The organism is Streptomyces sp. AM25 (assembly GCF_058146165.1).
In genome coordinates, this window is sequence record NZ_JBKIWN010000006.1 from 59,721 (window position 1) to 81,703 (window position 21,983).

The following is a 21,983-nucleotide window of genomic DNA, read 5'->3' on the forward strand; positions in this document are numbered from 1 at the left end:
CCGGAGCGCTCGGCGTTCCCGGGTGACAGACACACGTCGCGCCACGGAAGAAATGGGCGCATGAGGGCGTTTTGCCCGTAGAGGGAGGCGGCATGACAGAGACGACGAGCGGCCCGGCACGAGGTTCCCGCTCCAAGGGAAACAAGGGCGGCAAGGGTCTGCGCATCGAACGCATCCACACCACCCCCGGCGTGCACCCGTACGACGAGGTGGTCTGGGAGCGTCGTGACGTCGTCATGACCAACTGGCGCGACGGCTCGATCAACTTCGAGCAGCGTGGCGTCGAGTTCCCCGACTTCTGGTCGGTGAACGCGGTCAACATTGTCACGAGCAAGTACTTCCGCGGCGCCGTCGGTTCGCCCGAGCGCGAGTCCGGTCTCCGGCAGCTCATCGACCGCGTGGTCCTCACCTACCGCAAGGCCGGTGAGGAGCACGGCTACTTCGCCTCGCCCGCGGACGCCGAGATCTTCGAGCACGAGCTCGCCTACGCCCTGCTGCACCAGGTCTTCAGCTTCAACTCCCCGGTCTGGTTCAACGTCGGCACCAAGCAGCCGCAGCAGGTGTCCGCCTGCTTCATCCTCTCCGTCGACGACTCCATGGAGTCGATCCTCGACTGGTACAAGGAAGAGGGGATGATCTTCAAGGGCGGCTCCGGCGCCGGCCTGAACCTCTCCCGCATCCGCTCCTCCAAGGAGCTGCTCTCCTCCGGCGGCAACGCCTCCGGCCCGGTCTCCTTCATGCGCGGCGCCGACGCCTCCGCAGGAACGATCAAGTCGGGCGGCGCCACCCGCCGCGCGGCCAAGATGGTCGTCCTCGACGTCGACCACCCCGACGTCGAGGCCTTCATCGACACCAAGGTGAAGGAGGAGGAGAAGATCCGCGCCCTGCGCGACGCGGGCTTCGACATGGACCTGGGCGGCGACGACATCACGTCCGTCCAGTACCAGAACGCCAACAACTCGGTCCGAGTGAACGACGAGTTCATGAAGGCCGTCGAGTCCGGCTCCAAGTTCGGCCTGCGTTCCCGCATGACCGGTGAGGTCATCGAGGAGGTCGACGCCAAGGCGCTCTTCCGCAAGATGGCCGAGGCCGCCTGGCAGTGCGCCGACCCGGGCATCCAGTACGACGACACCATCAACCACTGGCACACCTCGCCGGAGACGGGCCGGATCACCGCATCCAACCCGTGCAGCGAGTACATGCACCTGGACAACTCCTCGTGCAACCTCGCCTCGCTGAACCTGATGAAGTTCCTGCGCGACGACGACCAGGGCAACCAGTCGTTCGACGCCGAGCGCTTCGCCAAGGTCGTCGAGCTGGTCATCACGGCGATGGACATCTCCATCTGCTTCGCCGACTTCCCCACCGAGAAGATCGGTGAGACCACCCGCGCCTTCCGCCAGCTGGGCATCGGTTACGCCAACCTGGGCGCCCTGCTGATGGCCACCGGTCACGCCTACGACAGCGACGGCGGCCGCGCGCTCGCCGGTGCCATCACCTCGCTGATGACCGGCACGTCCTACCGCCGCTCCGCCGAGCTGGCCGCGGTCGTCGGCCCGTACGACGGCTACGCCCGCAACGCGGACGCCCACAAGCGCGTCATGCAGCAGCACGCGGACGCCAACACCGTCGCCCGGCGCACGGACGACCTGGACACCCCGGTGTGGGCCGCGGCGACCGAGGCGTGGCAGGACGTGATCCGCCTCGGCGAGAAGCACGGCTTCCGCAACGCCCAGGCCTCGGTGCTCGCCCCCACCGGCACCATCGGTCTGATGATGGACTGCGACACCACGGGCGTCGAGCCGGACCTGGCCCTGGTCAAGTTCAAGAAGCTCGTCGGCGGCGGCTCCATGCAGATCGTGAACAACACGGTCCCCAAGGCGCTCAAGCGTCTGGGCTACCAGCAGGAGCAGATCGAGGCGATCGTCGCCCACATCGCCGAGCACGGCAATGTCCTCGACGCCCCCGGCCTGAAGGCCGAGCACTACGAGGTCTTCGACTGCGCCATGGGCGAGCGCGCGATCTCCGCCATGGGCCACGTGCGCATGATGGCCGCCGCGCAGCCGTTCCTCTCGGGCGCGATCTCCAAGACCGTGAACCTGCCCGAGTCGGCCACCGTCGAGGAGGTCGAGGAGGTCTACTTCGAGGGCTGGAAGACGGGCCTGAAGGCCCTCGCGATCTACCGCGACAACTGCAAGGTCGGTCAGCCGCTCTCCGCCAAGAAGAAGGAGGAGAAGAAGAAGGCCGAGACCGTCCCCGCCGTCGCGGAGAAGGTCGTCGAGTACCGTCCGGTCCGCAAGCGTCTGCCCAAGGGTCGTCCGGGCATCACCACCTCCTTCACGGTGGGCGGTGCCGAGGGCTACATGACCGCCAACTCCTACCCGGACGACGGTCTGGGCGAGGTCTTCCTGAAGATGTCCAAGCAGGGTTCGACCCTCGCGGGCATGATGGATGCCTTCTCCATCGCCGTCTCGGTGGGCCTGCAGTACGGCGTGCCGCTGGAGACCTACGTCTCGAAGTTCACCAACATGCGCTTCGAGCCGGCCGGTATGACGGACGACCCGGACGTGCGGATGGCGCAGTCGATCGTCGACTACATCTTCCGCCGCCTGGCGCTGGACTTCCTGCCCTTCGAGACCCGCTCGGCCCTGGGCATCCACTCCGCCGAGGAGCGCCAGCGTCACCTGGACACCGGTTCGTACGAGCCGGCCGACGAGGAGGTCGACGTCGAGGGCCTGGCGCAGTCCGCGCCGCGCCAGACGGCGGCCCCGAAGCCCGAGGTCCCGGCCCAGCCCGCCGCGGCGGCTCCGGCGCCCAAGCAGGCCCACAACTCCACCGAGCTGGTGGAGATGCAGCTCGGTCTGAACGCGGATGCGCCGCTGTGCTTCTCCTGCGGCACGAAGATGCGCCGTGCGGGCAGCTGCTACCTCTGCGAGGGCTGCGGCTCGACCAGCGGCTGCAGCTGATGCACTGCTGACGGTCCTCGACCGTCGCCCGTCCGATGGCGGAGCCGGCACCTGCCGGCTCCGCCATCGGCGTTCGGCGACCGTGCTGCGAGGGACCGTGGTGCGGGGAGCGAAACGGGCGCCGAGTTGCGCCGGAACGCTCGCGCGGGTGTACTCCTGCGCTCCCTGATGCGGATCACTGCGCGGGCCGTACGATGGCCCGGTGCTGGTCAAGTGGATTCGCTGCACCGTGGTGGACCGCCGGGGCTTCGAGCGGGGGCAGCGGAAGTGGGCGGGGCTGCTCGGTGAACCGGGGTTCCGGGGGCAGGGCGGCGGCTGGAGCCGCGGACGCCCCGATGTGGCGCACCTGTTCGGCTTCTGGGAGAGCCGCGCGTTCTACGACTCCTTCATGGCGCGGTCCCACGACAGGCTGGCTGCCGCCCAGTTCGGCACGTTCAAGAACATCCAGGTGCGGCTGTTCGAGCACCGCTTCGACGTGAAGGTGGGCTTCCGGCCGCAGTTCACGGATGCGGATGTGGTGCGCATCGCCCACTGCCGGGTGCGCCCGGAGCGCATGGAGCACTTCACGCTGATGCAGGAGAAGGTGTGGAACCCGGCGATGGCCGGCTCGCCCGGGATGCTGCGCGGCGTCTTCGGCGAGGCGCCCGGCCCGGAGTTCCTCGTGCTGTCGATGTGGAACTCCGTGGCCGAGCACGGCAAGTACCGCGCGGAGCGGGTGGAGCGGCTCGCACTGCGTGCGCAGACGGAGGCCGATGTCGCGGCGATCACGGGCGACGTCGTGGAGATGGAACCGTCCTGGACGGTGTGAACGCCCGGGCTGCTCAGCCCGGTCCGGCCGGGAAGGCGTATGCACCGGCGCGGACCGCCGCGAGCACTGCGTCGGCGGCCTGATCGGCGCCGGCCGCGTCGATGCCCTCCCGTGTGACGAACAGCCGGAGGAACAGCGGGGCGGAGACGGCCCGGGCGACCGCGCCGGCGTCGGTGCCGGGCGGGGCCTCGCCTCGTGCGACCGCCCGCTCGACGACCGGTGTGCAGCGCGCGAACCGTTGCGTGTAGAAGGCCCGCAGTGCGTCCGCGGCCTGTTCCGACTGGAAGGCGGCGCCGACGAATGCGGTCGGGGCCGCTGCCGCCGCCGGATCGGTGAAGGCGTCCAGCACCTCGCGTGCGAGGGCCCGCAGATCGCCCTGCAGGCTCCCGGTGTCGGGCGCGGTCCAGCCGTCCTCGCCCGCGAGGGCCAGGGCGTCCGCCAGCAGCCCTTCGAGACCGCCCCAGCGGCGGTACAGCGTGGTCTTGTGGACGCCCGAGTGCTCGGCGACGTATTCGACGGTGAGGCCGGGGTAGCCGTGCTCGCCGAGTCCTGCGAGGACGGCGTCGCGGACCGCGGCGCGGGTACGGGCGGTGCGCCCGCCGGGGCGCACCGTGCCCGGGGCCTGGGGGGAGCTCTCCGAAGACAATTGCTACTCCCGTTGCGTTAAGTGGATGGGTCGTGCCACACTCAGATTAACGCAACCCGAGTCGCATTTGGATGCTCCGTCGCCCCTGACCGTCATGGAGGCCGCCCATGCCTGCCCAGCTCTCACTTCACGGAGTGTCCGTGTCCCGAGGGGACAGGCTCCTGCTCGACGGCGTCTCCCTCTCTGTCCGCCCCGGAGAGCGGATCGGCATAGTGGGGGAGAACGGCGCCGGGAAGTCCACGCTGCTCGCGCTCCTCGCGGGCACCGAACAGCCCGACGACGGCAGGGTCGTGACCAGGGCCGACGGCGGCGTGGGCCACCTGCACCAGACCCCCGAGCTGCCCCCGGACCGCACCGTCGGCGACGCCGTCGACGCCGCCCTGTCCGGGCTGCGCGCCATGGAGCGCAGGCTGCGGGAGCTGGAGGGCATGCTCGGCTCCGCCGGCCCCGCGACCCTCACGGAGTACGGGGATCTGCTCGTCGCCTTCGAGGCGCGCGGCGGCTACGAGGTGGATGCCCGCGTGGACAAGGCCCTGCACGGCCTGGGCCTGTCCCATATTCCGCGCGAACGCCGCCTGGGCAGCCTCTCCGGCGGGGAGCAGGCCCGGCTCGGCCTGGCCTGCCTGCTCGCCGCGGCGCCGGAGGTCATGCTCCTCGACGAGCCCACCAACCACCTGGACGGAGCCGCCCTGACCTGGCTCGAGGACACCCTGCGGGCGCACCCCGGCACGGTCGTGGCCGTCTCCCACGACCGGACGTTCCTCCAGCGCGTGGCGACCGCGGTGATCGAGGTCGACGCCGACCGCAGGGCGCTGGTCCGCTACGGCGGCGGCTACGCCGGATTCGTCGCCGAACGGGCGGCCGCCCGCCGCCGCTGGGAGCAGGCGTACGAGCAGTGGTGCGCCGAGACCGAGGCGCTGGGCGAGGCCGCCGCGACGGTGGCACGCCGTGTTGCACCCGGCCGGGCCAGGACGGACGGCAACAAGATGGCGTACGACAGGGACAGGGGACGGGTGCAGTCCTCGGTCTCCGCCCGGATCCGCAACGCACAGGAGCGGCTGCGCCGCCTCCAGGAGCATCCCGTTCCGCGCCCGCCCGATCCCTTGCGCTTCGCCGCCCGTCCCGAGGCGGGCTCGGCGACCGGGTCCCTCGTGGCCCTCGACGGCATTCGGGTCGGGGAGCGGCTCGCGGTGGGCAGCCTCCGTATCGAGGCGGGCGAGCGGCTCCTGGTCCATGGTGCCAACGGCGCGGGGAAGTCCACGTTGCTCAGGGTCATGGCGGGAGCGGAGGCGCCGGACGCCGGCACGGTGGTGCGGCGCGGGCGCATCGGCCACCTCGCCCAGGAGACGACTGCGGGCAGGCCCGCGGAACGCCTGTTGGACGCCTTCCGGCGCGGGCTGCCGGGGACGCCGGATGAGCAGCGGGAACTGCTGGTGTCGTTCGGGCTCTTCCGCGAGCGCGACCTGTACGTGCCCGTCGGCGCGCTGTCCGCGGGGCAGCGCAGGCGCCTGGGCCTTGCCCGGCTCCTCGCCCGTCCGGCGGACCTGTTGCTGCTGGACGAGCCGGCCAACCACCTCGCCCTCGGCCTGGTCGAGGAGCTCGAGCAGGCCCTCGCCGAGTGGACCGGTGCCCTGGTGGTCGTCTCCCACGACCGGACCCTCAGGGAGCGCTTCGCTGGACGCACGTGCGAGATACGCGAGGGCCGGATCGCGGGCTGACACCGGGCTGCGCGCGGCGCGCAGCGGCCGGGCGCTCTAGGGTGGCGGCATGGCACGGCCCCGGCGCATCGTTCTCATCCGGCACGGAGAGTCGGAGGGCAATGTCGACGACACGGTCTACGAGCGGGAGCCGGACCACGCCCTGAGCCTGACCGCGAACGGCCGCCGGCAGGTCGAAGAGACCGGTGTACGGCTGCGCGAGCTCTTCGGGGACGAGCGCGTCTCCGCCTACGTCTCGCCCTACCGCCGCACCCACCAGACCTTCCACCTGTTGAAACTCGACCCGTCCCGGGTCCGGGTCCGGGAGGAGCCGCGCCTGCGCGAACAGGACTGGGGCAACTGGCAGGACCGCGAGGACGTGCGCAGGCAGAAGGCCCGCCGGGACGCCTACGGCCACTTCTTCTACCGCTTCGCGCAGGGTGAGTCGGGCGCCGACGTCTACGACCGGGTGGGCTCCTTCCTGGAGAGCCTGTGGCGCAGCTTCGAGGACCCGAGCCACCCGCCGAACGTCCTGCTCGTCACGCACGGCCTCACCATGAGACTGTTCTGCATGCGCTGGCTGCACTGGACCGTCGCCGAGTTCGAGTGCCTGTCCAACCCGGGCAACGCCGAGACACGGCTGCTGCTGCTCGGAGCCGACGGCCGGTACCACCTCGACCGGCCCTTCGAGCGCTGGTGCACGCCCGAACCGTACGGCTTCACCGGTTAGAGTTCGCTGCGATGAGCGCTGATCGATTCCACCGAGCCCTGGCGAGCCTACGCGGGCTGGCCGTGGGCGACGCCCTCGGCTCCCAGTTCTTCTCTCCCGCCAACTACCCCTCGCTCAAGCGCCGCGAGCTGCCGCCGGGGCCGTGGCGGTGGACCGACGACACCGAGATGGCCTGCTCCGTGCTGGCGGTTCTCGCCGAGCGCGGGCGCATCGACCAGGACGCGCTGGCACGCTCCTTCGCCGAGCGCCACGATGCGGACCGCGGGTACGGCCGGAGGGTCACCGACCTGCTGCACCGGGTCGCTGACGGCGACGACTGGCGGGAGCCGGCAGCGGCCATGTTCAAGGGGCAGGGCTCCTGGGGCAGCGGGGCCGCCATGCGGATCGCCCCGCTCGGCGCCTGGTACGCGGACGACCCCGAGCAGGCCACCCACCAGGCGGAGATCTCCGCCTACACCACGCACCAGCACCGCGAGGCGGTGGCAGGGGCAATGGCCGTGGCGGCCGCCGCCGCGATCGCTGCCGGGGTGGGCGGACCGGCCGGCCCGCAGAGCCTGCTGGACGGGGTGATCGAGCTGGTGCCGAAGAGTGCGGTGCAGGCAGGGCTGCGCCGTGCCCGCGACATGCTCGACTACGGCGATGCCACCACCGTCGCCGCCGTGCTCGGTTGTGGGCGCCGCACCAGCGCCCACGACACCGTGCCGTTCGCGCTGTGGGCCGCAGCCCGCAATCTCGCCTCCTTCGAAGCGGCGTTCTGGACGACGGCCCGGGCCGGCGGCGACGTCGACACCACATGCGCCATCGCCGGGGGAGTCGTCGCGGCTGCGGAACGCGGCGCTCCGCCCGCCGGCTGGCTGGGGCTCACCGAGCCCCTCCCCGACTGGCTCCCCGCGGTCCCGCACTGATCCGGACGGGGAGCCGGGGGCGGGGCGACGCAGGACGCCCCGGGGAGCGTAACCTTGCTGACGCCATGCCCTACCAACCGCCCACCCACAGCGTCGAACGCTCGCTCCGAGCGACGACGGGAGCCAAGATCGTCGCTGGTGTCGACGAGGTCGGCCGCGGTGCCTGGGCCGGTCCGGTCACCGTGTGCGCAGCCGTCACCGGTCTGCGCCGCCCGCCGGACGGCCTCACCGACTCCAAGCTGCTGACCCCCAAGCGCCGCCTGGCGCTCGCCGGGGAGCTGGAGAACTGGGTCACCGCCTACGCCCTCGGCGACGCCTCCCCGCTGGAGATCGACGAGCTGGGCATGACGGCCGCCCTGCGGCTGGCCGCGACCCGTGCCCTGGACGCGCTGCCCGTGCGGCCCGACGTGGTGATCCTCGACGGCAAGCACGACTACCTCGGCGAGCCCTGGAAGGTCCGTACGGTCATCAAGGGCGACCAGTCGTGCGTGGTCGTCGCGGCGGCCTCCGTGATCGCCAAGGTCCGGCGGGACGCCATGATGGCCGAACTGGGCGCCGAGCACGCCGACTTCGGGTTCTGTGACAACGCCGGATATCCCTCGCCGGTGCACCGCGCGGCCCTGGAGGAACTCGGTCCCACCCCGTACCACCGGCTGTCCTGGTCCTACCTGGACGCACTGCCCAAGTGGCAGCACCTGAAGCGGGTTCGGGCTGTTCCGATGCCCCGTACCGGTGCTTCCCTGGAGGTGGGCGGTCAGCTCGGGTTCGACTTCTGACCGGCCCGAAGCGGCACCCGCCGACGCAGCCCGCACCGGCGTTTGATAAACATCAACTCATGCCTCTCATCCCCGAGGAGCCTCAGATTCACGAGAGCGTCCCGGGTCCTCGCGCAGTGGCGGCCGTCGGCCGCACGGCGTCGACCCCCCGTCCTGTCCCTGAACCCGGCCCCCGCCCGATCCCGGTGCGGCCCGGCAACCCCGGCGCCCAGCGCGGCCCGGCAGCGATCCCGTCCCCGCGCACCCCGCAGCGGACGGCCCCGGCGGCCACCCCGCAGCTCCAGCTCATCCCCGCTTCTGCGGAGGGTGCCCTGGACGCCGCGGACGAGGCCGTCGACCTGCTGCTGGACACCGGGCGTGCCCCCGGCGAGGTCCTGGTGCTCACCACCGGCGACCTGCACCCGTGGGCCGCGCACGAGCTGTCCTTCGGCGACGCGTCGTACTGGGCGCAGCACGATGCCGCCGACGACGTCTTCTACGCGGGCGCCGACGCAGAGCGTGTGGCGTCCCGCCCGGTCGTTGTCGTGGCCGTCAACGGCGGTTCGGACTCCGCCGTGACCGCTGCGCTTCCCGCCGCGATGGCCAGGGCCGGCGCCCTGCTGATCGTCTGCGGAGACCCGCAGCGGGTCAACACCCTTCTGGCCCCGGGCGTCTGACGCCCGCGCCGCCGAGGGCCGGGCCGCCCGGCCCTCGGCGGCGCACGGAGTTGCCTGTGCGATCACCGGGCGGCCGTGTGGCGGTGTGCCCCGGGCGCCCCGCCGCCGGCGCTGAGCGGTGCGGCGGCACGCGCCAGGGAACACGGCTGTCGTCCGCTGCGGCCCTCGCCGAGGATGTGCCACCCCGTTGCCGTCAGCGTGATGTACGCGCCGCAGCGCAGCCCGTGCAGGCTGCAGGCATCGCGCAAGCCCCACATCCAGGCACCGTCTTCCTGTGTCCAATGGGCCTCGCCCTCACGGCAGTAGAGCAGTACGGCGGTGCGGACGGGAACGCGCCTGCGCAGGTCGTGCGGGATCACCCGGCGCAGCTGGGCGAGCAGCGCATTGCGCAGCTCCCAGCCGTCGGGCGGGCCCGCATGTCTGACGAAGGAGGCGCTCGCGGCGAGCCGTTCGTCCGGATCGAGCACGGCGATCACAGCCGTGGCCGGTGTGGGCAGGTGGCGGGCATGCAGCCCGGTGACGACCTCGCGCGGGTTGCGCAGCAGCGGGACGCCGCACGCGGCCCACGCGGCGGGCTCGAGGAGCCTGCCCAGACGGGGAACGGGATCGGCCGGGGGAGGCGGAGCCAAGCCGAAGGCCATGCTTCTCCCTTCGTCTGCACGCCCGTGTCGGGGCGGGAGTTCGGGCAGGAACGCACACCGCGGCAGCCGTCCACGAGAGCCGTGGACGGGCGGGAGCGGGGAGCCGGGGGCAATTCTCCCGGGACCGGTGGCTGTGCGGCAACGATCGGCTCCCACCCGTGACCGGTATCGGCGGTCCGCCGACTGAATTCCCCCCTCCGCCCCGCTCACCCCCGGCGGCGTTGCCCGCCTTCGTCCCCACTCATCCCTGCACGGCCAGGACCAGCGGAAACACCCCCTCGGCCCCCGACCGCCGCAACAGCCGCGCGGCGACGGCCAACGTCCAGCCCGAGTCGGTGAAGTCGTCGACCAGGAGTACCGGGCCGCCTGCTGCGGCAAGTGTCTCTGCGAGGGGCGGCGGCACGGCGAGTGCGCCCTCCAGTGCGCGCAGGCGCTGGGCGCTGTTGGAGCGTGGAACCCTGGTGTCCGTGTGGTCGTCGCGGTACTCGACCGTGCCGAGCAGGGGCATGCGGCCGACGGTGGCGATGCGTTCGCCCAGCGACCGGATCAACTGCGGGCGAGTGCGCGAGGCCAGGGTGACGACGCCCACCGGCCGGGCGGGGGCGTCCGGGGCGCCGGACGCCCAACCCCCGGGCCCGCGGGCCCAGTCGGCCAGGACGGTCACCACGGCAGAGGCGACGTCGTCCGGAACGGGGCAGTCCGGTGTCTGGGGTGCGAGCAGCGGCCGCAGGCGGTTGCCCCAGCCGATGTCGGAGAGCCGGCCGAGGGCACGCCCCGGAGCGGCTTGTTCGCCCACAGGAATACGGCCCTTGAGGTCGACACCGACGGCGGGCAGGCCCGTCGGCCACATGCGCCGAGGCTCCACCTCCACACCGGGGCGCCCCAGTTCGCCCCGCGAAGCGCTCACTGCGGCCTCGGACACCTCGGCGGTGAACCGCAGCCCTGCACAGTTGTCGCACCGGCCGCACGGGGCGGCCTGCTCGTCGTCCAACTGCTGCCGCAGGAACTCCATCCGGCAGGCCGTCGTCGTTGCATAGTCGCGCATCGCCTGCTGTTCGGCCGCGCGCTGCTCGGCGACCCAGGCGTAGCGCTGGGCGTCGTACTCCCAGGGACGGCCGGTCGCCGTCCAGCCCCCGCGCACCCTTCGGACGGCACCGTCCACGTCGAGAACCTTGAGCATGGTCTCCAGGCGCGAACGGCGCAGTTCCACCCGGGGTTCCAGTGCGGGGAGGGAGAGTGGGACGTCCGATGCGGCCAGCACGTCGAGAGTGCGCCGCACCTGCTCCTCCGGGGGGAAGGCCAGCGAGGCGAAGTAGTTCCAGATCGCCTCGTCCTCACGGCCGGGCAGCAGCAGCACCTCGGCGTGCTCCACCCCGCGACCGGCGCGGCCCACCTGCTGGTAGTAGGCGATGGGGGAGGAGGGGGAGCCGAGGTGGACCACGAACCCCAGGTCCGGCTTGTCGAAGCCCATGCCCAGCGCGGAGGTGGCCACAAGTGCCTTGACGCGGTTGGCGAGCAGATCCTCCTCGGCCTGCTGGCGGTCGGCGTTCTCGGTCTTGCCGGTGTAGGACGCGACGGTGTGGCCGCGGTGGCGCAGGAATGCCGCTACCTCCTCGGCGGCCGCAACAGTGAGGGTGTAGATGATGCCGGAGCCGGGAAGCTCGTCGAGGTGGTCGGCGAGCCAGGCCAGCCGGTGGGCGGCGTCGGGCAGTCGGAGAACGCCCAGGCTCAGGCTCTCCCGGTCCAGCGGCCCGCGCAGGACGAGCGCCTTCTCCGCCCCCTCGCCCGTGTCCAGCTGCTCGGCGACGTCCGCGGTGACGCGGGCATTGGCGGTGGCCGTCGTGGCCAGCACGGGGACGCCGGGGGACAGCTCGGCGAGCATGGTGCGCAGCCTGCGGTAGTCGGGCCGGAAGTCGTGGCCCCAGTCGGAGATGCAGTGCGCCTCGTCGACGACGAGCAGGCCGGTGGCGGCGGCGAGCTTGGGCAGGACCTGGTCGCGGAAATCGGGATTGTTGAGGCGCTCCGGCGAGACCAGCAGCACATCGACCTCGCCCGCGGCGATCTCGGCCTGCACGGTGTCCCACTCCTCGGTGTTCGAGGAGTTGATCGTGCGCGCCCGGATGCCTGCGCGCGCGGCCGCCTCCACCTGGTTGCGCATGAGCGCCAGCAGCGGGGAGACGATCACCGTGGGCCCGCTGCCGCGCTCGCGCAGGAGCGCCGTGGCCACGAAGTACACCGCGGACTTGCCCCAGCCGGTGCGCTGGACGACGAGGGCACGGCGGCGGTCGGCGACCAGCGCCTCGATCGCTCGCCACTGGTCCTCGCGCAGTCTCGCTGCGCCCGTGGCGTCTCCGACGAGACGGGCGAGGACGGCGTCGGCCGAGGCACGGAGGGCTTCGTTGGTCATGCCCCCATGCAACACGACACCACCGACACCGCGCGAACGCGCTGTCCACAGCCCTCAGCATTAGTAGGACCATATGGCAGGAGTTATCCACAGGGCTGGCGGGCCACGGCGGGCTCACGGGACCCTCGGGTCATGAGCAACCGCGACGAAACATCCCGCCCCTCCGCAGCCTCCGCCGACTCCTCGTCCGCCCCCTGGGATCCCCGGCCGGAAACCCAGATCACCCTCCGCAGCCCGGCCGAACTGGCCGACGCCCTCCCCTATCTGATGGGTTTTCACCCGACCGACAGCGTTGTCATGGTGGCGCTGCACGGCGAGCGCGGCCGCTTCGGCGGGCGGCTCAGGCTCGGCATTCCCGGCAGCCGGGACGAGTGGCCCGACGTGTGCGACCAACTCGCCGAGACCCTGGTCGCGGGCAGTGCCAAGCGGGGTGCCCGGCCCGACGGCATCGTGCTCTTCCTCTGCCGGGACCCGGGCGAGGGGGAGACGGCCCTCGAGGTCATGGAGCGGCTCCAGCCGCTCGCGCAGTGCCTGCGCGTCGCGTGCGGCAGCCTCGACGTGCCGGTCTTCGAGGCGCTGTGCATCTCCGGCGGCCGGTTCTGGTCCTACTGCTGTCCCGACGAACGCTGCTGCCCGCCGGAGGGCGTGCCGCTGGCCCTCCCCGGGACCTCGGTGATGGCGGCGGCCGCCGCCTACGCGGGCATTCAGGTGCGTGGCACGCTGCGGGAGATGGAGGCCCGCTACGCACCGCTCACCGGGGACCGGGCCGAGGCGCAGCTGCGGGCGCTGGACGGGGCCGCCGCCGACCTTGTGCCCCGCATCCTGAGCGGTACGGACTGCGAGACGGTCCGGCAGGAGACGCTGGACCTGGCGCGGCTGCTGCTGGACCGACTCCACGAGGCGGAGCCCGGCGTGCAGAGCACGGAGGCCGATGCGCGGGACGATGCCCTGATCGGCGCCGACGAAGCAGCGGCGGTGATCATCGGCCTGCAGGACCGCGCCGCGCGCGACCGGGCCGCCGAGTGGATGGAGGGTTCGCAGGCCCCGGCGGCGCTGCGGCTCTGGCGGGCTCTCGCCCGCCGCTGCGTGCCGCCGTACGAAGAGCACGCCACGGCGCCGTTCGCCCTGGCCGGCTGGGTGGCCTGGTCCATCGGGGAGCATCCCGAGGCGAGGGTCGCCCTCGGCGGCGCGCTGACCATCGACCCGGGGTACCTCTTCGCCCAGCTGCTGCACCGCGCCTGCAACGAAGGCCTGGACCCGGAGCTCCTGCGCCGCTGCCTCCGCCGGGAGCGGGCCGGCCGGGCACTGGCCGCCGCCGTCGAGGCCGAGGCGGACGGCATCGGGGACGACCGCGCGAGGGCGGGCCGCGCCGGGGGAGCGGCGGAGAGGGCGGGCGCATCCCCGAAGGCAGAGCAGATGGCGGAGCAGACGGCGGAGCAGACGCTGCCCGCCAGGCGGCGTCGTCCTGCGGTGACGGACGGCCCCGGCGGCCCGGCGACGGCCAACGGCCCCGTGGGCAAGGCCCGGCCGCGGCGACGCACCGGGCAGCGCAGCGCGCGGAGCCGGCAGTGACCGCGCTGCGAAACGGCCACCGTGACCTCGGCGGGGCCCGCGCCGTTCACTCGAGTAGCCCGCAATGGCTGTTCGACATCCGGACCGTGATGCCCCCAGGGAGCGCAGACGAGTGCAAGGCATTGCCCCCAACGGTCGGCAGGCCCACCGCCCGCCCGCACCCCGGCGTCCCGGTGGCGGACGTCCTCCCGGACCGGCCCCCGTGCACGGGGCGCTGATCTGTGTCGCACTGCCCGCCCTGGCCATCTCCGAAGAGCACGGGCAGCTGACCGGCCAGGGCCTCGACGGCTTCTACCGGGGCGGGCGGCGCCTGCTCGCGCGGTGCAGGGTGCGGGTCGGGGGCGCCGAGCCGGTGCCCGTGCAAGGGCTCATGGTCACCGCGGGCCGGGCCCGGTTCGTCGGCACGGTACGGACGGCGGCCGACGCGGGGCCGGACCCGGCCGTCACCGTCGAACGGCTGCGGGACGCCGAGGGCACCGAGCGCATCACCCTGCGCAGCGCGGCGGTCCAGGAGGTGCGGCTGGCCCTGGAGGTGTCCCTGGGCACCGACCTCGCCGAGCTGGGAGCCGTGGCGGCGGGGCTGGCCGGGCCGGAGCTTCCCGCCGGGGTGCACGCCTCGGGGCTGCGCTGGTCGGGCCCCGGCGGGCAGGCGGTGGTCACCGCCGACCCCGCGCCCGGCGATGTCCTCGCCTCGGCGGGCCTGTTGTGCTGGGAGATACGGCTGCCGCCCGGTGGCAGCCACAGCGTCGAGCTCCGGGTCCGGCCGGACGTCCCCGGCCGCCCGCAGCCGGCCGGGAGCAACTGCCGTGACCGCGGCGGGGCGTCCCCGTGGAGCGATGCGGAGGCGGAAGGCGACGACCCGCGGGCGGCCGCCCTGCTGGCGGCGAGCCTGGAGGATCTGCGGGCCCTGCTCGTGCGCGACCCCGCGCACCCGGGCGACGCTCACCTCGCCGCCGGCATCCCCTGGCGCTGCGGCCGCCTCTCCCCGGCCGAGGCCCTGTGGGCTGCCCGGATGGCCCTTCCCCTCGGCACCGGGCTCGCTGCAGGGACGCTGCGCACGCTGGCACGCACCCAGCTCGCGGGATCCGGCCCCGACGCCGGCCGCATCCCCGGACCTCTGCGGCACGCCGGGGCCCATGTGCCGCCCGGCTGTACGGGCGTCGAGGCGACGCTGCTCTTCCCGGCGGTCCTGGCCGAGGCCTGGCGGTGGGGGCTTTCTCGGCAGGAGGCGGAGTCGCTCGTGCACGCGGCCGAGCGGTGCCTGGCCTGGCTCCGTGCAGCAGCCGGAGGCGGCGGGTATCTCGCGGACCCGGCGCCCGGCGGCCCCTACCGCTGCGAGGTGCAGGCCCATGCACACCGGGCCGCGCTGCTCGGTGCGGACCTCCTGACGGCGTTCGGCCGGCCCGGTGCCGACGAGCTGCTCGACTGGGCCGCCGGTCTCAGGCGCCGCTTCCGGGAGGACTTCTGGGCCGACGACGTGAGCGGCGGCCGACCGGTGGCCTGCCTCACCCCCGACGGCCGCCGGATACCCCACCTGGGCTGCGCCGCCGCGCACCTGCTCGACACCGGGCTGCTCGGAGAGGGCCGGGCCGCCCCGGGGCTGCTCGACAAGGTGCAGACCGAGCAGTTGGCCCGGTTGTTCGGGGGTCCGGCCCTCGACTCCGGATGGGGCCTGCGCAGCCTCGGTTCGCGGGAGCCCGGGTACAACCCGTTCGGGCACCGGAGCGGCGCCGTGCGGATCCACGAGACGGCTGTGGCCGTCGCGGGCCTCGCGGCGGCCGGATACGAGAACGAGGCGAGCGGGCTGTTGCACGGAGTGGTCGACGCCGCCGAGGCCTTCGGCCACCGGCTGCCGGAGATGTATGCGGGGGAGCAGCGGGCCAGGGGCAGCGTGCCGCTGCCGCATCCCGCCGCCTGCCGCCCTGCGGCCGTCGCCGCCTCGGGTGCGGTCCAGCTGCTGACCGTGCTCGCCGGGGTGCGGCCCGACGTGCCCGGGGGCAGCGTGGCGGTCCGGCCGCTCCGCAGCGCGCCGCTGGGGGCCCTGCGCTTCACCGGGCTGCGCGTCGCCGGGCAGCCCTTCGCCGTCAGGATCAGCAGGCTCGGGCTCGGCATGGTCGAGGAAGCCGCCGACGGCCTGCAGTTGGGGATGTGAGCGCCGTGCGCGCCGTACCGACCGAAGGAGCGCCCGCGGGCATGGCCCAAGAGCCTGTTTATCGTCAGGCAGACGACTATGATCGCGTCATGCCCTACGACCCGTCGGCCTTTCCGCCCTTTGCCGTGACCGTCGACCTGGTCGTGCTGACCGTGCGCCGCCATGCGCTGTGCGCGCTGGCCGTGCGCCGCGGTGAGCCTCCGTTCCAGGGCCGGTGGGCACTGCCCGGCGGGTTCGTGCGGGCCGACGAGGATCTGACCACCGCGGCCGCACGGGAGCTGGCCGAGGAGACCGGCCTGCACGCCCACGACCCCGCGGGCTCCGTGGTTCCCAATGCCGCGCACCTGGAACAGCTCGCCACATACGGCGACCCCAAGCGCGACCCCCGCATGCGGGTGGTCAGCGTGGCGCACCTCGCCCTCGCCCCCGACCTGCCGGCTCCGCGGGCGGGAGGCGACGCGCGCAGCGTCCGCTGGGCGCCGGTGGAGGAGCTGTTGGACCAGGAGACCGGCTACGGGCGCGACGGCGAGCAGGCCGTCCCGCTCGCCTTCGACCACGCCCGCATCCTCGCGGACGGCGTCGAACGGGCCCGCTCCAAGATTGAGTACTCCTCGCTGGCCACCGCGTTCTGCCCACAGGAGTTCACGGTCGGCGAGCTGCGCCGGGTCTACGAAGCGGTGTGGGGGGTCGTGCTGGACCCGCGCAACTTCCACCGCAAGGTCACGGGCACTCCCGGCTTCCTGGTCCCCACCGGCGGCACGACGACGCGTCAGGGCGGGCGCCCGGCACAGCTGTTCCGCGCGGGCGGGGCCACGCTGCTCAACCCGCCGATGCTGCGGCCCGAGGCGTGAGCAGCGGGGCGGGCCGGAGGAGCTCGCCCTGCGAGGCCGTCCTTCCGGGGTGACACACCCCGGAAGAGCCGTCATTGCGTAGCAAATAGGACATACAGGGTTACGGTGCTGCGGTACATCCTCCCGCCCCGCGCGCCGAGCCCGCCGTCGTGACCCCGCCGGTCACCGCTGATCCCGCGCGCCGAGCCGAATCACGTCACGTGCCCGCGAGAGAAGCCATGATCCAGGCCATCGGACTCACCAGCGCCCCCCGCCGCAACAAGCCCCTCGCCGTCGACGACCTCACTTTCGAGGCCCGCCCGGGCCGGGTCACCGTCCTGCTCGGCGAGCCGGGAGCCGGCAAGACCAGCACCCTGCGCCTGATGCTGAGACTCGACCCCGGACGCGGAGTCGCCCTCTTCCGCGGTCGTCCCCTGGATCAGATGCCCCACCCCACCCGGGAGATCGGGATGCTCCTGGGCGACGTCCCCGGCCACCCCGGGCGGACGGCCCGCGGGCACCTGCGCATGCTCAGCGCCGCTGCCGGGGTCCCCGCCGAACGCGCCGACGACGTCCTGGAGGTCGTCGGGCTCAGCGGCCTGGCCGACCAGCGCCTGGGCGGATTCTCCCTCGGCATGGACCGCCGCCTCGGCCTGGCCGCCGCGCTCCTCGGCGATCCCCACACGCTGATCCTCGACGAACCGGCCCACGGCCTCTCCCCCCGCGAGACCGCATGGCTGCACGGAATGCTGCGCGGCTACGCGGCCCAGGGCGGCGCCGTCCTCGTCACCTCGCGCGATGCCTTGGAAGCGGCCCGGCTCGGCGACCAGGTCGTCACCATCGACCACGGCCGGCTGGCCGCGGACCAGGAAGCCGCCGAGTTCGCCGCGTGCCGGCTGCGCCCGCGCGTCGCCGTCCGCTCGCCGCACGCCGCCCGGCTCGCCCACCTCCTCGGCGAGGAAGTCGAGGCGGCGTCGGCGGACACGCAGGCCGGCCCTCCCGTCGAGGTCGCGTTCGACGGCGGCAGCCGGCTCCACGTCTACGGCAGCAACTGTGCGGCCGTCGGCGAGGTCGCGTACCGGCACGGCATCCTGGTGCACCGCCTGACCGAGGAGACCGGCGACATGGGCCCCGTGACCCCGCTGGAGCGCGCCGACGGCCGTACCCCCGAGGCCGCGCGCGGCCCTGCCGGAGACGAGGAACAAGCCACCGACGGCTCCTCGCCCCGCACGCCTCCCCGCCTGCACAAACGGCGGGCCGCGCCCGGTCCCGTCTGGCCGCTGCGCTACGAACTGCGCCGCTCCGCAGGGGTGCGCACCGGCTGGACGGTGGGGACCACGGCCCTGGCTGCCTCCTTGGTCGTCTCCGTGCTGCTCGCCCGTACCGGCAACCCGCCGGCGTTGCGTCTGCTCACCGGCTGGCCGCTCGCGTTTCCGCTCCCGCCGGTCGCCTTCGGCGCCGGCCTGCTGGGCGCGCTCGCCTTCGGGCAGGAGTTCCGCTACCCCGCGCTCGGACCGGACCAGGGCGCCGTTCCGCGCCGCCTGGGGCTGCTGGCAGCCAAGCTGACGGTCACCGCCGCGGCCGCCCTGTTCCTCGCGCTGGCCTCCATCGGTGTCGACGCCGCCGTCCTGCGCCTGCTCTTCGGGGAGCCGGTCGCCGTCCTTCCGGACGACTGGAGTGTCACGCTGACCGGATGGACTGCACTGTCGGTGGGCTGCGCCTGGGCCGGTCTCTTCGCTGCAGGCCTCTTCCGCTCCACCGGGCTGGGGCTGCTGGCCGTCCTCGCAGTGCCGGTACTCGTGGTGCCCATGCTGAGCGGACTGTTCGCCCGGCCCGCAGTGCGTTCACTGACCGGTCTGCCGGAGCGGCTGCGCTCGACGGGCGTCGTCCAGTGGCCGTCCGGGATGGACCAGGGCTTCACGGCAGTGCTGCGGCTGATGTCCCAGCCGGTCGGTTGGGCGCTGATGCTGGCCCTCGCAGGGCTCGGAGGGGCTTACATCCTCACCGTGTTGCGCGGGCGGGTGCGCTGAGGCTGTGCTATGCGAACGAGGTGTACCGGCATCCACGCAGAGTGACAATCGGTCCGGGGGTGCCGGGACCGTGGCCGCGTCACGACCGTGGCAGATGTGCCCACGGAGCCGGGCGAGCAGCGAAGCGATGAGCGGGAGGTTGTGACACTCCGTATTCACTCTGCCGTGAGTCATGCGCCCATATGTCCATTTGGGCGTCAATTGTAAGGTAATGGGCGATCACCCTTTCGTGTGCTTTTCACCAAAGACCTCAAGGGGCCAGAAGGTGTAGCCGACAAAGGAAGCGTGAGTACCCTTGCGCACACCATGATGACCGCGGCTCGCCCCGCCGATTCCGGCCTCGTCGGCCCGGGCGAGCTTGACCGCTACTCCTACGGCGAGGCCCCCGGGCCCGACCGTGGCGCCCCGCCCGCCTGGGAGGGCGAGGCGGAGCTCGGCCGCGCGGGCCGCCGTGCGGCCGGCAGCCGCGGCCGGGGCCTGCACGGCCAGCTCGTCCAGCAGCTGGGCCAGATGATCGTCTCGGGGGATCTGGGCGCCGACCGCCCGCTGGTCCCGGAGGAGATCGGGCAGCGCTTCGAGGTCTCCCGCACCGTCGTCCGTGAATCCCTGCGCGTGCTGGAGGCCAAGGGCCTGGTCAGCGCCCGTCCCAACGTCGGCACGCGAGTCCGCCCGGTCAGCGACTGGAACCTGCTCGACCCGGACATCATCGAATGGCGGGCCTTCGGTCCGCAGCGGGACGACCAGCGTCGCGAGCTGTGCGAGCTGCGCTGGACCATCGAACCGCTCGCCGCACGGCTGGCAGCGGGCCACGGTCGCGAGGACGTCCAGCAGCGGCTGGCCGACATGGCCGAGATCATGGGGCACGCCCTGGCCCAGGGCGACTCGCTCACCTTCTCCCGCGCCGACGCCGAGTTCCACTCCCTCCTGCTGCAGGTCGCCGGCAACCGCATGCTGGAGCACCTCGCGGGCATCGTCTCGGCCGCCCTGCACGTCTCCGGAGCCTCGTCCAGCGGCTGCGACCGGCCCACCGAGGCGGGCGTCGGACAGCACCTGCGGATCGTCGACGCCGTCGGGGCGGGCGACGCGGCCGGAGCGGAGGCGGCGATGCGTCAACTGCTCGTCGCCCACCCGGAGGTCGAGCGCGTCGTCCCCGCGCCGCGCGAGCACTGACCGGGTGGCGGGACCGTACGGACGGGACGGTTCAGCGCGGGATTGCTCATCCGGCGCGCGCGTGCGGCCGTGCGCGCGGGCCGAGTGGGCCGTTCCGCGCGGCTACCGGGGCTCGGAGCGGTGATCTGTCCAATTCGGTGACCTTTCGCTCTGTTATGGGGTGTGACTCGGGCCACGAGGATTGGGCGTAACGCTCTTTGAGGCAGCGCGATGACTAAAGAGGTGGTAGCCGCGGAGGGAATACAGGACTCCCATGAGGCGCTGTGTTGCTCTGCACTACCGCCCGCGCCGTCGGTTCATCCATTGCCGGCGGTCGTCGGAACCGGTCGCCCGAAACGGGGCGGGCCGGAGCCGGAAGCCGTTTCCATCGTTCCGAGAGGTTGTTCGTGTCGGCCAGCACATCCCGTACGCTCCCGCCGGAGATCGCCGAATCCGAGTCTCTGATGGCGCTCATCGAGCAGGGAAAGGCCGAGGGGCAGATCGCCGGCGACGACGTGCGTCGGGCCTTCGAGGCTGACCAGATTCCGCCAACCCAGTGGAAGAACGTACTGCGCAGCCTCAACCAGGTCCTCGACGAGGAGGGTGTGACGCTGATGGTCAGTGCCGCAGAGGCGCCCAAGCGCACCCGCAAGAGCGTCGCAGCGAAGAGCCCGGCGAAGCGCACCGCCACCAAGGCCGTCTCCTCCAAGACGGTCACCTCCCGGCAGGCCTCGCCTGCCGGATCGGCCGTCTCCGCCCCGTCCGCCCAGCCGGGCGCGTACGGGGAGGACGAGACCGACGAGGCCGTGTCGCCCGCCAAGAAGGCCGCCGCCAAGAGGGCAGTGGCCAAGAAGACGGTGGCCAAGAAGACCGCCGCCAAGAAGACGGCGGCCAAGAAGACCGCCGCCAAGAAGGATGCCGACGAGCTGCTCGAGGACGAGCTCCTCGACGAGACCCCCGCCCCGGGCAAGGGTGACGAAGAGGAAGAGTCCGGCGAGAACAAGGGCTTCGTCCTGTCCGACGAGGACGAGGACGACGCCCCCGCGCAGCAGGTCGCGGTGGCCGGTGCCACCGCCGACCCGGTCAAGGACTACCTCAAGCAGATCGGCAAGGTCCCCCTGCTCAACGCCGAGCAGGAGGTCGAGCTCGCCAAGCGCATCGAGGCCGGTCTGTTCGCCGAGGACAAGCTGGCGAACGCCGACAAGCTGGCCCCGAAGCTCAAGCGCGAGCTGGAGATCATCGCCGAGGACGGGCGCCGCGCCAAGAACCACCTCCTGGAGGCCAACCTCCGACTGGTGGTCTCGCTGGCCAAGCGTTACACCGGCCGCGGCATGCTCTTCCTGGACCTCATCCAGGAGGGCAACCTCGGTCTGATCCGCGCGGTGGAGAAGTTCGACTACACCAAGGGCTACAAGTTCTCCACGTATGCGACCTGGTGGATCCGCCAGGCCATCACGCGCGCGATGGCCGACCAGGCCCGCACCATCCGTATCCCGGTGCACATGGTCGAGGTCATCAACAAGCTCGCCCGTGTCCAGCGCCAGATGCTCCAGGACCTGGGCCGCGAGCCCACTCCGGAGGAGCTGGCCAAGGAGCTCGACATGACCCCCGAGAAGGTCATCGAGGTCCAGAAGTACGGCCGTGAGCCGATCTCCCTGCACACCCCGCTGGGCGAGGACGGCGACAGCGAGTTCGGTGACCTCATCGAGGACTCCGAGGCGGTCGTGCCGGCGGACGCGGTCAGCTTCACGCTCCTGCAGGAGCAGCTGCACTCCGTCCTGGACACGCTCAGCGAGCGCGAGGCCGGTGTCGTCTCGATGCGCTTCGGCCTCACCGACGGCCAGCCCAAGACGCTGGACGAGATCGGCAAGGTCTACGGCGTGACCCGTGAGCGCATTCGCCAGATCGAGTCCAAGACGATGTCCAAGCTGCGTCACCCGTCGCGCTCCCAGGTGCTGCGCGACTACCTGGACTGATCCACCCGATCCGGTCTGCGGGCAGGGCTCGGTCCCTCTTCG

16 protein-coding genes are annotated in these 21,983 nt (G+C 72.6%); 13 read left to right on the top strand and 3 right to left on the bottom strand.

The features are described from left to right. The first annotated feature begins 92 nt into the window (after positions 1-92). Both ACLHRZ_RS09225 and ACLHRZ_RS09230 read left to right on the top strand, forming a co-directional pair. Positions 93-2,966: a vitamin B12-dependent ribonucleotide reductase gene (locus ACLHRZ_RS09225; RefSeq protein WP_490417814.1), complete on the top strand. Its 2,874-nt coding sequence runs from the start codon at positions 93-95 to the stop codon at positions 2,964-2,966. A 202-nt stretch (positions 2,967-3,168) separates the two neighbouring features. Continuing rightward, a complete protein-coding gene (locus ACLHRZ_RS09230; RefSeq protein WP_490417815.1) occupies positions 3,169-3,774 on the top strand; it encodes a YdbC family protein in 606 nt (201 codons plus the stop codon). Positions 3,775-3,787: 13 nt separating this feature from the next. On the opposite strand, the gene ACLHRZ_RS09235 is transcribed toward ACLHRZ_RS09230, so the two are convergent. Next, entirely contained in the window at positions 3,788-4,420 is a 633-nt protein-coding gene (locus ACLHRZ_RS09235) for a TetR-like C-terminal domain-containing protein (RefSeq protein WP_490417816.1), read from the bottom strand. A 107-nt stretch (positions 4,421-4,527) separates the two neighbouring features. Between ACLHRZ_RS09235 and abc-f the strand changes: the two genes are divergently transcribed. The 5 genes from abc-f to ACLHRZ_RS09260 all read left to right on the top strand — a co-directional run bounded on the left by abc-f (position 4,528) and on the right by ACLHRZ_RS09260 (position 9,184). After that, complete coding sequence (gene abc-f, locus ACLHRZ_RS09240; protein WP_490417817.1) at positions 4,528-6,138, top strand: ribosomal protection-like ABC-F family protein; 1,611 nt, start codon at positions 4,528-4,530, stop codon at positions 6,136-6,138. A 49-nt stretch (positions 6,139-6,187) separates the two neighbouring features. Continuing rightward, complete coding sequence (locus ACLHRZ_RS09245) at positions 6,188-6,847, top strand: histidine phosphatase family protein (RefSeq protein WP_490417818.1); 660 nt, start codon at positions 6,188-6,190, stop codon at positions 6,845-6,847. Between the two features lie 11 nt (positions 6,848-6,858). After that, on the top strand, positions 6,859-7,752 hold the full coding sequence (locus tag ACLHRZ_RS09250; protein WP_490417819.1) for an ADP-ribosylglycohydrolase family protein: 894 nt from the start codon (positions 6,859-6,861) through the stop codon (positions 7,750-7,752). Positions 7,753-7,817: 65 nt separating this feature from the next. Further along, a complete protein-coding gene (gene rnhB / locus ACLHRZ_RS09255; protein ID WP_490417820.1) occupies positions 7,818-8,528 on the top strand; it encodes a ribonuclease HII in 711 nt (236 codons plus the stop codon). 59 nt (positions 8,529-8,587) lie between these two features. After that, positions 8,588-9,184, top strand: coding sequence for a hypothetical protein (locus ACLHRZ_RS09260; protein ID WP_490417821.1), 597 nt, complete (start codon positions 8,588-8,590; stop codon positions 9,182-9,184). A gap of 62 nt (positions 9,185-9,246) precedes the next feature. On the opposite strand, the gene ACLHRZ_RS09265 is transcribed toward ACLHRZ_RS09260, so the two are convergent. Beyond that, positions 9,247-9,825 (bottom strand): hypothetical protein, encoded by a 579-nt coding sequence (locus ACLHRZ_RS09265; protein ID WP_490417822.1) that lies wholly within the window; start codon positions 9,823-9,825, stop codon positions 9,247-9,249. A gap of 241 nt (positions 9,826-10,066) precedes the next feature. Beyond that, complete coding sequence (locus ACLHRZ_RS09270) at positions 10,067-12,232, bottom strand: RecQ family ATP-dependent DNA helicase (RefSeq protein WP_490417823.1); 2,166 nt, start codon at positions 12,230-12,232, stop codon at positions 10,067-10,069. Positions 12,233-12,364: 132 nt separating this feature from the next. Here ACLHRZ_RS09270 and ACLHRZ_RS09275 point away from each other — a divergent pair, with 132 nt between their 5' ends. From ACLHRZ_RS09275 to ACLHRZ_RS09300, 6 genes are all read left to right on the top strand, one after another. Further along, entirely contained in the window at positions 12,365-13,804 is a 1,440-nt protein-coding gene (locus ACLHRZ_RS09275; RefSeq protein WP_490417824.1) for a DUF4192 domain-containing protein, read from the top strand. 64 nt (positions 13,805-13,868) lie between these two features. Continuing rightward, positions 13,869-15,956, top strand: coding sequence for a glycogen debranching N-terminal domain-containing protein (locus ACLHRZ_RS09280; protein ID WP_490417825.1), 2,088 nt, complete (start codon positions 13,869-13,871; stop codon positions 15,954-15,956). Positions 15,957-16,045: 89 nt separating this feature from the next. After that, positions 16,046-16,807 carry an NUDIX hydrolase gene (locus tag ACLHRZ_RS09285; RefSeq protein WP_490417826.1) on the top strand — a complete coding sequence of 254 codons (762 nt, stop codon included), beginning with the start codon at positions 16,046-16,048 and terminating at the stop codon, positions 16,805-16,807. Positions 16,808-17,025: 218 nt separating this feature from the next. After that, positions 17,026-18,816, top strand: a complete 1,791-nt coding sequence (locus tag ACLHRZ_RS09290; protein WP_490417827.1) for an ABC transporter ATP-binding protein — start codon at positions 17,026-17,028, stop codon at positions 18,814-18,816. A 231-nt stretch (positions 18,817-19,047) separates the two neighbouring features. Beyond that, on the top strand, positions 19,048-19,986 hold the full coding sequence (locus tag ACLHRZ_RS09295; RefSeq protein WP_490417828.1) for a FadR/GntR family transcriptional regulator: 939 nt from the start codon (positions 19,048-19,050) through the stop codon (positions 19,984-19,986). 380 nt (positions 19,987-20,366) lie between these two features. Continuing rightward, positions 20,367-21,941 carry an RNA polymerase sigma factor gene (locus tag ACLHRZ_RS09300; RefSeq protein WP_490417829.1) on the top strand — a complete coding sequence of 525 codons (1,575 nt, stop codon included), beginning with the start codon at positions 20,367-20,369 and terminating at the stop codon, positions 21,939-21,941. Positions 21,942-21,983: the final 42 nt, after the last annotated feature.